The 10,554-nt window shown below is 68.0% G+C and carries 10 protein-coding genes; 6 read left to right on the top strand and 4 right to left on the bottom strand.

Going from position 1 to position 10,554, the window contains the following annotated elements; genetic code table 11:
- From G6016_RS02775 to G6016_RS02755, 5 genes are all read left to right on the top strand, one after another.
- A partial coding sequence (locus tag G6016_RS02775; RefSeq protein WP_182631184.1) for a GNAT family N-acetyltransferase occupies positions 1–316 on the top strand: 316 nt, incomplete at its 5' end.
- Between the two features lie 84 nt (positions 317–400).
- Positions 401–1,201, top strand: a complete 801-nt coding sequence (locus tag G6016_RS02770) for an exodeoxyribonuclease III (RefSeq protein WP_182631183.1) — start codon at positions 401–403, stop codon at positions 1,199–1,201.
- 127 nt (positions 1,202–1,328) lie between these two features.
- Positions 1,329–2,222, top strand: coding sequence for a polyphosphate kinase 2 (gene ppk2, locus G6016_RS02765; RefSeq protein ID WP_182631182.1), 894 nt, complete (start codon positions 1,329–1,331; stop codon positions 2,220–2,222).
- Between the two features lie 184 nt (positions 2,223–2,406).
- Positions 2,407–2,823: a CoA-binding protein gene (locus G6016_RS02760; protein ID WP_182631181.1), complete on the top strand. Its 417-nt coding sequence runs from the start codon at positions 2,407–2,409 to the stop codon at positions 2,821–2,823.
- Positions 2,824–2,936: 113 nt separating this feature from the next.
- Entirely contained in the window at positions 2,937–5,351 is a 2,415-nt protein-coding gene (locus G6016_RS02755; protein WP_182631180.1) for an arylsulfatase, read from the top strand.
- A 129-nt stretch (positions 5,352–5,480) separates the two neighbouring features.
- Here the strand turns inward: G6016_RS02755 and G6016_RS02750 are convergent, their stop codons facing one another.
- From G6016_RS02750 to G6016_RS02740, 3 genes are all read right to left on the bottom strand, one after another.
- The gene (locus G6016_RS02750; protein ID WP_182631179.1) at positions 5,481–6,023 is read right to left on the bottom strand and encodes a CD225/dispanin family protein; all 543 of its coding nucleotides are present in this window, start codon (positions 6,021–6,023) and stop codon (positions 5,481–5,483) included.
- Between the two features lie 48 nt (positions 6,024–6,071).
- Complete coding sequence (locus G6016_RS02745; protein ID WP_182631178.1) at positions 6,072–6,617, bottom strand: CD225/dispanin family protein; 546 nt, start codon at positions 6,615–6,617, stop codon at positions 6,072–6,074.
- A gap of 153 nt (positions 6,618–6,770) precedes the next feature.
- Positions 6,771–7,067: a GNAT family N-acetyltransferase gene (locus G6016_RS02740; protein WP_182631177.1), complete on the bottom strand. Its 297-nt coding sequence runs from the start codon at positions 7,065–7,067 to the stop codon at positions 6,771–6,773.
- Between the two features lie 461 nt (positions 7,068–7,528).
- Between G6016_RS02740 and thiC the strand changes: the two genes are divergently transcribed.
- Positions 7,529–9,154: a phosphomethylpyrimidine synthase ThiC gene (gene thiC / locus G6016_RS02735; RefSeq protein WP_182631186.1), complete on the top strand. Its 1,626-nt coding sequence runs from the start codon at positions 7,529–7,531 to the stop codon at positions 9,152–9,154.
- Between the two features lie 221 nt (positions 9,155–9,375).
- Here the strand turns inward: thiC and G6016_RS02730 are convergent.
- A partial coding sequence (locus G6016_RS02730) for a CapA family protein (protein ID WP_241729683.1) occupies positions 9,376–10,554 on the bottom strand: 1,179 nt, incomplete at its 5' end.

Below are 10,554 nucleotides of genomic sequence, written 5' to 3'. Positions count from 1 at the left end.
CGGTGGCCACGCGGTGTTCGCGCGGCTCGAGGAGGGCGGCGAACTCGCGGCGATCGCCCGCGGCGCGGTGGCCACCGGCCCGGACGGGTTGCCTCGGATCGCAGTGTCGTGCGTCCAGACCGCGGACGCCCACCGGCGCCGGGGCCTGGCCGAGATCGTCACCGGCTCGCTCGTCCAGTGGGGGCTGGGCCTCGGGGCGACCGAGTGTCACCTCCACGTGTTCGCGGACAATTCGGCCGGCCGGGGGCTCTGGTCGAAACTGGGGCTGCAGCCGCATCATTCGTTGCGGCACCTCGTCGTCGTCGCCCCTTCCTGACCCGACTCTGCTGTTCCGTCACCGTTCCCACGTGTTCACCCGCGCACCACTCGCGCCGTCGTGGCGGGTAATAGACTGGACTCCATGCGCCTGGCCACCTGGAACGTCAACTCCATCCGTGCACGTAAAGATCGGGTCCTCGCGTGGCTCGAACGGTCGGACTGTGACGTGTTGGCCATGCAGGAGACCAAGTGCAAGGACGATCAGTTCCCGCACGAGGCGTTCGAGGAGATCGGCTACACCGTCGCCCATCACGGGCTGAGCCAATGGAACGGCGTGGCCATCGCGTCGCGGGTCGGGCTCGAGGACGCGCAGATCGGGTTCGACGGGATGCCCGGCTTCCACAAGGATCCCGAGGTCTCGCAGGATCCGGAGGCGCGCGCCATCTCCGCGGTGTGCGACGGCGTCCGCGTCTACAGCCTGTACGTGCCCAACGGCCGCGAACTCGCCGACCCGCACTACACCTACAAGCTCGAATGGCTGGCCCGGCTGCGCGATCACGCCGGGGCCGCGGTGGACGCCGACCCGTCCGCGCAGATCGCGCTGGTCGGCGACTGGAACGTCGCGCCCCTGGACGAGGACGTGTGGGACATGGAGGTCTTCGAGGGCAAGACCCACGTCTCCGAGCCCGAGCGGGTGGCGTTCACGGCCTTCGACGGCGCCGGCTTCCGCGAGGTCACCCGCGAGTACACGCCCGGCCCCGGTGTCTACACCTACTGGGACTACACCGGCCTGAGCTTCCCCAAGCGCAAGGGCATGCGCATCGACTTCCAGCTGCACTCCCCCGCACTGGCCGAGCGCGTGACCGGGGCGAGCATCGACCGCGAGGAACGCAAGGGCAAGGGCGCCTCCGACCACGCGCCGGTCATCGTGGACCTCGACTGACCGCGCCCCCGCCGGACCCCGCAGCCCGGCCCGCCAGCCCGACCCACCAGACCCCGCAGCCCGGCCCGCCAGCCAGACAGACTTTCTCAAATCGCTCGACACCACCTCACACCAGGAGATCGACCGCATGTCCACGTTCCAGCTGCGTCACTACATCGATCGGCTCCGCGCCGAGGGTTTCACCGTCCGCGATGACCACGGCGAGGATCCCGACCTCATCGACATCAACGGCAAAGCCGTCGACACCTGGCGGGAGAACTACCCGTACAACAGCCGGATGGACCGGAACCAGTACGAGGTCGAGAAGTACCTCCTGCAGATCGAGCTGCTGAAGTTCCAGCGGTGGCAGGCCGAGACCGGGCACCGGCAGATCATCGTGTTCGAGGGCCGCGACGCCGCCGGCAAGGGTGGCACCATCAAGCGGTTCACCGAGTACATCAACGTCCGGCAGGCCCGGGTCGTGGCCCTGATCAAGCCCACCGAGACCGAGCTGTACCAGTGGTACTTCCAGCGCTATGTCAGTCACCTGCCCAGCCGCGGTGAGCTCGTCCTGTTCGACCGGTCCTGGTACAACCGCGCCGGCGTCGAGCGGGTGATGGGCTTCTGCACGGACGCGCAGTACGAGACGTTCATGCAGCAGGCGCCCATGTTCGAGAAGATGCTGGTCGACTCCGGGATCGGCGTGACCAAGTTCTGGTTCTCGGTCACCCAGGAGGAGCAGAAGACCCGCTTCGCGATCCGCCAGCTCGACCCGGTGCGCCGCTGGAAGCTCTCCCCCATGGACCTGGAGTCCCTCGACAAATGGGACAAGTACACCGACGCCAAGGAAGAGATGTTCCGGCGCACGGACACCGACTGGGCCCCCTGGACCACCATCAAGTCCAACGACAAGAAGCGCGCCCGCATCAACGCACTGCGCCACTTCCTCAACCAGTTCGACTACCCGGAGAAGGACACGCAGGTCGTGTTTGCCCCGGATCCGAAGATCGTTCAGCGCGGCAAGGACGCCGTCGGCGACTGATCTCGGCCTGTCGGCGCCGCCGCCCATCGCTCCCGCAGCCTGCAGAGGGTTCAGCTCGCGTTTTGCGAGTGCGCCCGGGCCGAACCCACTTCTCGATGCGCCCGAAGCAGGTCAGGCTGCGCATTTGCGCGTGATCGGCCACGTCGCCAGGAATGAATGGGCGCTCGCGGGCGCTGCACTGGGTATGAGCCATACCAATGATCCCGAAGTCATGAAGCGTCTCCTGGCCGACAAGGGTCGGTGGGCCATCGTGGGCCTGTCGGCCAATGAAGAGCGCACCGCCTTCGAGATCGCCGGGTACGTCCGAAACCTCGGTCACGAGATCGTGCCGGTCCACCCCAAGGCCGAAACGGTCTACGGCCAGCAGGGTTACGTGGATCTCGAGTCGGTTCCCGGCGAGATCGACGTCGTGGATGTGTTCGTGAACTCCCAGCTCGCCGGGGCTGTCGTGGACGACGCCATCGCCAAGGGCGCTAAGGCGGTCTGGCTGCAGAAGGGCGTCATCGACGAGGCCGCCGCCGAGCGCGCGAAGGAAGCGGGCCTCGACGTGGTGATGAACACCTGCCCCGCGATCGAGGCACCCAAGTTCGGCCTGGTCTGAGCCCCACAACCTGAGCCCTGAGCCGGGCAGCAAATCCCAGCTCAGGGCTCACTTCTTCCGCAAGTGTAGACAAACGTCTACACCAACCCGCAAAGGCGGCTACGATCGCCGTCATGACGAGCACCAGTGACAGCGAGTTCGGGGCACCGGCCGACTTCGGAGGCACAATCACCGAGAACCTGCCCTCGGCGACGCCCGCCTGGCCCGACCGTCCGCGGCCGAACCGGCGCGGGCCGGGCGGGAAGCCCGACGTCATCGTCATGCTCGTCGACGACATGGGCTACTCGGACATCGGCGCGTTCGGCTCGGAGATCCCCACCCCGCACCTCGACGCCGTGACCGCCGAGGGCGCGCGCCTCACCGACTTCCACGTCACCCCGACCTGCTCCCCCACCCGCGCCGCGCTTTTGACCGGCTGCAACTCGCACGCGGTGGGGATGGGCGCGGTCGCCAACGTGGACGACGGCTTCCCCGGCTACGCCGCCGAGCTCGCCCCCAACCAGCCGTCGATGGCGGAGGCCTTCCGCGACGCCGGCTACGCCACCATGGCGATCGGCAAGTGGCACCTGTGCCGCGAGCAGGACATGCACGCCGCCGGCGACCGCCACTCGTGGCCGCTGCAGCGCGGCTTCGACCAGTACTACGGCTTCCTCGAGGCCCAGGCCAACCTGCACGCGCCGGCCCAGCTGTACGAGGGCAACAGCCCGGTCCGCACCGAGGAGTACCCGCCCGGCTACTACCTCACCGACGATCTCACCGACCGCGCCGTTGAGATGATCGCCGAGACCCACGCATGCGACCCGACCAAGCCGCTGATGATGTACTACGCGCACGCGGCCGTGCACAGTCCGATGCACATCAAAGACGGTGCCGCCGAACCGTTCCGCGGGCAGTACGACTCCGGCTGGGAGCAGGTGCGGGCGGAGCGTCGTCGTCGTCAAGATCTTCTGGGCGTGGTTCCCGACGCGGCGGGCACCGGTCCCATGAACGAGGACCTGGGCCCCGACGTCCCCGCGTGGGATTCGCTGACCGACGACGGGCGGCGGCTCGCGGCGCGGCACATGGAGAACTACGCCGCGATGGTCGTCAGCATCGACGAGTCCGTGGGCCGCATCCGCGAGATCCAGCGCCGCCTCGGCCGCCTGGAGAACACGATCTTCGTCTTTCTCTCCGACAACGGCGCGGCCACCGCAGGCCCCGGCGGCACCGTGGGGATGTTCAACTTCCTGGCCAACATGGACCGCAGTCGCAAGCTCAGCGTCGACGAGCGCGTCGCGGAGGAGATCGGGCGGATCGATGAGCTCGGCGGCCCCGCTTCCTGGCCGCACTACGCCTCCGCCTGGGCGACCGTCGCCAACACTCCGTTCCGGCGCCACAAGTTCAGCACGTACCGCGGCGGCCACCAGGTGTCGTGCGTGATGTCCTGGCCCGCGGGGCTCGGCCTCGGTAAAGAACCGGAAAAACCACAAGACCGAAACCGTCACGACGACGACAACGCCACCCCCACCGGCGCCGTCCGCCACCAATACGCGCACGTCACGGACATTTTTCCCACCCTCGCCGAGCTCGCGGGAGTGGACATTCCCGCGAGTCGGCAAGGTCTGGACGCCCGCCCGCTGGACGGCACCTCGATGGTGGCGGCGCTGCGCGATCCCGACGCCCCGAGCGCGCACGGCGACCAGTACTACGAATGTCTAGGCGAGCGCGCGTACTACGCCGGGGAGTTCGAGTTGGTGGCCCGGCACGCCCCGGCCACGCCGTTCGCCGCCGATCGCTGGGAGCTCTTCCGGCCCGCGTCCGACCCGGTGCAGCTGGAGGACGTGGCCGAGCAGCATCCGGAGGTGGTCGCCGACCTGGTATCCCGCTGGGAGCGCGCGGCCCGCGAGAACCAGGTGTACCCGATGTCCAACGGCAGTCCGCTGCACTTCTACCAGCGCGATCCCGCCGAGCAGCGGCTCGCGACCGAGACGGTGATGGTGCCGGAGACGCCGCCGCTCGAGCGGTTCCGGGTGAGTCAGCTGGTCGACGGCCGCAGCTTCAGCGTCGAGGTCACGCTCGGCGCCGGCTACCAGCCCGGCGACGCCGGTGTCCTCTACGCCCATGGAGGGCAGGAGTCGGGGCTTGTCCTGTTCGTGGAGGACGGTCATCTGCGGGTCGAGCAGAACGCGTGGGGGCGGGTCACGGATTCGGCTGCCTTCCCCGCTCCGATCCCGGCGGGCGCGACCAGGCTCGGCATGCGTGTCGAGGCGCCCGGTCGCAGCAGGTGGCAGGTCACGCTCGAGATCGACGGCGTCGCGGTGGCCGAGGGTATCGAACTCTCCCAGCTGTCGTGGCTCGTGCCGTTCAGCGGCCTCTCGGTGGGCCGGATGCACCGGTCCCCGGTGTCGGCGCGACTGCACCGCGAGCACGGCATGTTCCCCTATTCGGGCAGGTGGGAAACGGTCACCATCCGGCCGGGCCAGTTCGCCCCGGACGCTCCGTCCCAGCACCTCGAGACGATCCGGCAGATGGGCGCGGCCACCCAGTAGCGCCACAGCCCTGCATAAACGACAGCCCCGCCAGCCCTGCTCAAAAGACAGCGCGGCCGCACCAAGGAGGTGCAGCCGCGCCCGAGCGGTGAGACCGAGCGAAGCGGCCCACCCGGTGGTGAGGGACCGTCAGTACATGGATTCGGACATGCTCATGATGAAGACGATGAACACGACGTAAAAGACGATGTAGAGCACGATGAGCACGGCGAACACCACAAGCGCGATGACCCCGAACTTCTTCGCCGTAGCGCTGGCCGCCTCGGCCTCGGCGTACTGTCCGGTCGCCCAGAGCGGGTAGACCTGCAGTGCACGGGTCATCGCGACGAATGCCAACGGCCAGAAGAAAATGGCCGCGGCTACAGCCCAGCCCACGTTGGACGGCGGGCCCTGAGGACCGTAGGTCCCGAGACTCCCGGTCGAACCCGCAGAAGCCTGAGCCCCGTAGTTCTGCTGCGCGCCGTAGGTCGACTGTCCCCCATAGCTCTGCTGTCCGCCGTAGCTGGGCTGTGCACCATAACCGGACTGCGCACTGTAGTCGGGCTGAGCGCTGTAACCGGACTGGGCACCGTAGGCGGACTGGTCACCATAGGCGGAACCGCTCCCGTATGAGGAGTCGGAGCCGGAATTCGAGGTGGAGCTGGACGAGTCGGGGAAGTTCGGGTTCGTCATGGGGCCGATGCTATCCCTGCACCCGACCGGACCACCATGCCGGAGTGGTCAGTAGTTGTTGGCCGCCGTGCCCGCGACGGCCACCATAATGATGATGAACAGGATGTACAGCACGAAGATCACCGCGATGATCCCCAGCGAGATCATCCCGAGCTTCTTCGCGGAGGCACTCGCCGCCATCGCCTCGGAGTACTGTCCGCTCGCCCACAGAGGGTAGACCTGCAGCGCACGGGTCATCGCGACGAACGACAGTGGCCAAAAGAACAGGATCGAGACCACGGCCCAGCCCACGTTGGACGGCGGGCCCTGCGGCCCGTAATTCCCGACCTCGCCATCCGAGCCGGCCGCGCCCTGGGCCCCGAAGTTCGACTGCGCGCCGTAGTTCTGCTGCGCGCCGTAAGTCGACTGGCTCCCGTAGCTCGACTGGCCCCCATAGCTCGACTGCCCGCCGTATCCGGCCTGGGAGTCATAGCTCGGCTGCGCGCCGTAACCGGCCTGCGACCCGTAGCCGGATCCGCTCCCGTACGAGGAACTTGCGCCGGAATTCGAGGTGGAGTCGGTGCCGGAGGAGTCGGGGAAGTTCGGGTTCGTCATGAGGCCGATGCTATCGCCGAACTGAGCCGGATCAACATGCCCAACCGCCACGTCGCCCCTGCGTCAGCCCCGCCGCCACCACCCCGCCGGAGCGCAGCCGGCAACCCGCCGGGGCGAACTCAGCAGCAACCGACGAGCCCCTCACCCAGCGGACTACTGGGCCGCGACGAGCAGCTGATACTCCGGGAACCGGACGAGGAATCGACGCACGTAGCTGCACACGGGACGAATCTTCGACCCATCCAGTCGCATGCGCGTCAGCACGAGGCTGACCAGCAGTCGAGCGATCCCCTGCTGTCCGAAACGCTCCTCGATGACGGTGTGGAGCAGGATGAACACATCACCGTCCATCTCATAGCCGACGAGCCCCATGAACGTCTCGTCGTCCCACAATTCGAACCGATCCCGGTCGGAGTTGTGGACCAGCTTCAACGACGTTCCGGTGGACATCTCGACTCCTTCAGGCCGACGGTGCTACTTCCCTGACACTACTCCGCGGGTTAGGCTGCGACGGCACAACTTCATAACCCATCCACACGGGAGCCCGCTTCGGAGCGTGGGCTGAGAGGACGACCAGCCGGGTCGTCGACCGTAGAACCTGTCCGGATCATGCCGGCGTAGGGAGTTCTGGAATTCTCATGGCACAACACGCATCTACTGACGCACGCCTTTCCACATCCATCGAGGCCGCTACCTCTGTCGAGGCCGAGGCCCTGGTCGAGTCGGAAGCACCGGTCGACACCGTGACGTGCGGGCCAATCTATTCAAGCCGCAAGACCTACGTGGGTGTAGAGGCCCCAGTTTTTGACGACGACGACAACACCACCATCAACTCCGCCCAGACCGGCACCTCCTCCGGGGCCGTCGCCGGCTCTCTCTCCGCAAAGTCCGCCATCTCACCCGGTGCCGCCATGCAGGTGCCGGTACGCCGGATCGATCTGACCGACAACACCTCGTTCGACGTCTACGACACCTCCGGCCCCTATACCGGCTACGCCTCCGCGGCGGAATGCCACGATCTGGCCATCGGCCTGCCCCGCACCCGCGACGACTGGGCTCACCCGGGCCCGGTCCCGGCCTCCGCGACCGCTTCCGCTTCCGCTTCTGCATGCGGTACCGGTTCCGACCAGCCTCCCCTGGTCCGCACCCAACTCGCGTGGGCACGGGCCGGCCTGGTCACGCCCGAGATGCGGTTCATCGCCGCACGCGAGGGCGTCGACGAGGAACTGGTCCGCTCGGAGGTGGCCGCCGGCCGCGCGGTGATCCCGGCCAACCACCGGCACCCCGAGTGCGAACCGATGATCATCGGCAAGCGCTTCATGACCAAGATCAACGCGAACATCGGCAACTCGGCGGTGACGAGCTCGATCGCCGAGGAGGTCGAGAAGATGGTGTGGGCCACCCGCTGGGGCGCCGACACGATCATGGACCTGTCCACCGGCTCCGACATCCACGCCACCCGTGAGTGGATCCTGCGTAACTCGCCGGTCCCGGTGGGCACGGTGCCGATCTACCAGGCGCTGGAGAAGGTCGGCGGCGACCCGGCCAAGCTGACGTGGGAGCTGTACCGCGACACCATCATCGAGCAGTGCGAGCAGGGTGTGGACTACATGACCGTTCACGCCGGGGTGCTGCTGCGCTACGTGCCGCTTGCGGCCAAGCGGGTGACCGGCATCGTCTCGCGCGGCGGCTCGATCATGGCGGCCTGGTGCCTCGCCCATCACCGGGAGTCGTTCCTCTACACCCACTTCGCCGAGCTGTGCGAGATCCTTGCGGCCTACGACGTGACCTTCTCCCTCGGCGACGGACTGCGTCCCGGCTCAATCGCCGACGCCAACGACGAGGCCCAGTTCGCGGAGCTGCGCACGCTCGGCGAGCTGACGCGCATCGCCAAGTCGCACGGCGTGCAGGTGATGATCGAGGGCCCCGGTCACGTGCCGATGGACAAGATCGTCGAGAACGTGCGGCTCGAAGAGGAGTGGTGTGAGGAGGCCCCGTTCTACACGCTCGGGCCGCTGGCCACCGACATCGCGCCGGGCTACGACCACATCACCAGCGCGATCGGCGCCGCCCGCATCGCCGAGGCCGGCACCGCCATGCTCTGCTACGTCACGCCCAAAGAACACCTCGGGCTACCGAACCGCGACGACGTCAAGACCGGCGTGATCACCTACAAGATCGCCGCCCACTCCGCTGACCTGGCAAAGGGACATCCTCGGGCGCAGGATCGTGACGACGCCCTGAGCAAGGCACGCTTCGAGTTCCGGTGGCGCGACCAGTTCGCGCTGGCCCTCGACCCGGACACCGCCCGCGAGTTCCACGACGAGACCCTGCCGGCCGAGCCCGCCAAGACCGCTCACTTCTGCTCGATGTGCGGGCCGAAGTTCTGCTCGATGCGCATCTCGCAGGACATCCGCGACTACGCCGCCGAACACGGACTGGAGACCGTCCAGGCGATCGAGGCGGGGATGGCCGAGAAGTCGGCCGAGTTCGCGGACGCCGGCGGGCGCGTCTACCTGCCGATCAGCACGAACTGACCGAAGCCAGCAAAAGCCCAGACCGAGCCCAGCGCGACTCCGACTCCGACACCGACTCCATCCGACTCGGCACCTACTCGGCGCCGAACCTGCGCGGTTGCACGACACCGCTCTGCAGTCGCAAGACATCTGGTTCGAATCACGGCGAAGTTTTCGCACCTGGTGACTTGCCACTGACCTGTGATGTCGTGCAACTCGTGTGGGGCGGGGTCAGCCGGGAGCTACGGCATCGCGCGGGCCGGGGTGCACTCGCGAGAGGCCTCGAAAACCTGCTGAAGGCGGGCCGTGGTGGCGGCGTCCTGGCGGCGCGGGATGCCGTCGCCCGAGATGAGCATCGCGTCCCAGTCCGCGTTCGTCACCAGCGGCCGGTCGGGGCGCGGCTCGTCCGAGGCCGGCACGTCGACGGTCACGGTCAGCACGCCCGTGTGCCCGGCGGGCTCGCGGTTGAGGTAGTAGACGAAGTTGCCGAGGCCGAAGTGCACGTAGGCGTCGCCCACCCAGCCGGCGCCGTTGACGCGGTGCGCGTGGTCGCCGAGGATCACGTCCGCGCCGGCCGCCTCGAGATCGTGGGCGGAGGCGATCGCCTCGTCGCCGGGACAGGTGTATCCCTCGAGGCCCCAGTGCATGTAGGCCACCACCACGTCGGCCTGCTCGCGAGCCTCGCGCACCGCCTGCAGGATGCGGTCCCGCGGCAACGCCGACGCGATCCCCGGCGTGCCGGGCCCGGCTGCGTAGTAGGACGTGGTCTCCTCGTACACCTGGGAGGCACTGACGAACGCGACCTTCACGCCCCGGACCTCGAGGATCTCGGGCGCGAATGCCTCGGACTCATCGCGGCCGATGCCGATCACCGGGATCGGGGAGGCATCGATCGCGTCGAAGGTGTCGGCGAGCCCCACCTCGCCGTAGTCGACAGCGTGATTATTGGCCATCGTCACCAGGTCCACGCCCGCCCCGGCCACCGCATCCAGCGCGCCGGAATGCGCCCGCCACGTGAACGGCTTGCCGGGAACCGGAGAACCGCCCTGGGTCAGCGCCGTCTCCAGGTTGACCATCCCCAGGTCCGCGGCCCCGAGACTGGACTGCAGCTCGGACAGGGAATCGGGATCGTCGGCCAGGGAGGCGAGATGGTTCTCAAAATGCACATCCCCGGCAAAGGCCAGGGTTATCTGCTCCGCCGGGCGAACGGGCCCGTTGGGAGTGTCGGTGTCGGCGGTGTCTGCGGTGTTGTCGTCGTCGCCCCCGGAAAAGAAACCCACCGACGGTGACGCGCCCGGCGACGCCGCGCCACTACCCAACGCCACGCCGCCCAACAGCCCTGCGGACAGGCCCACGACCAGCCCCACGACCGTCCCGACCGCCATCCCGCGGCGGGCACCCGGCCCCCGCATCGCGCGGCG

The organism is Dietzia aerolata (assembly GCF_014144865.1).
GTDB classification, from domain to species: domain Bacteria; phylum Actinomycetota; class Actinomycetes; order Mycobacteriales; family Mycobacteriaceae; genus Dietzia; species Dietzia aerolata.
The sequence above is the reverse complement of the archived record's forward strand: the minus strand, read 5'-3'. Positions and strand labels throughout refer to the sequence as shown.

What these genes read in the sequence shown, in the direction of transcription:
- G6016_RS02770 (WP_182631183.1), top strand. Translation starts at nt 401, where the DNA reads ATGCGCCTGGCCACCTGGAACGTCAACTCCATCCGTGCACGTAAAGAT.
- ppk2 (WP_182631182.1), top strand. Translation starts at nt 1,329, where the DNA reads ATGTCCACGTTCCAGCTGCGTCACTACATCGATCGGCTCCGCGCCGAG.
- G6016_RS02760 (WP_182631181.1), top strand. Translation starts at nt 2,407, where the DNA reads ATGAGCCATACCAATGATCCCGAAGTCATGAAGCGTCTCCTGGCCGAC.
- G6016_RS02755 (WP_182631180.1), top strand. Translation starts at nt 2,937, where the DNA reads ATGACGAGCACCAGTGACAGCGAGTTCGGGGCACCGGCCGACTTCGGA.
- G6016_RS02750 (WP_182631179.1), bottom strand. Translation starts at nt 6,023, where the DNA reads ATGACGAACCCGAACTTCCCCGACTCGTCCAGCTCCACCTCGAATTCC.
- G6016_RS02745 (WP_182631178.1), bottom strand. Translation starts at nt 6,617, where the DNA reads ATGACGAACCCGAACTTCCCCGACTCCTCCGGCACCGACTCCACCTCG.
- G6016_RS02740 (WP_182631177.1), bottom strand. Translation starts at nt 7,067, where the DNA reads ATGTCCACCGGAACGTCGTTGAAGCTGGTCCACAACTCCGACCGGGAT.
- thiC (WP_182631186.1), top strand. Translation starts at nt 7,529, where the DNA reads ATGCAGGTGCCGGTACGCCGGATCGATCTGACCGACAACACCTCGTTC.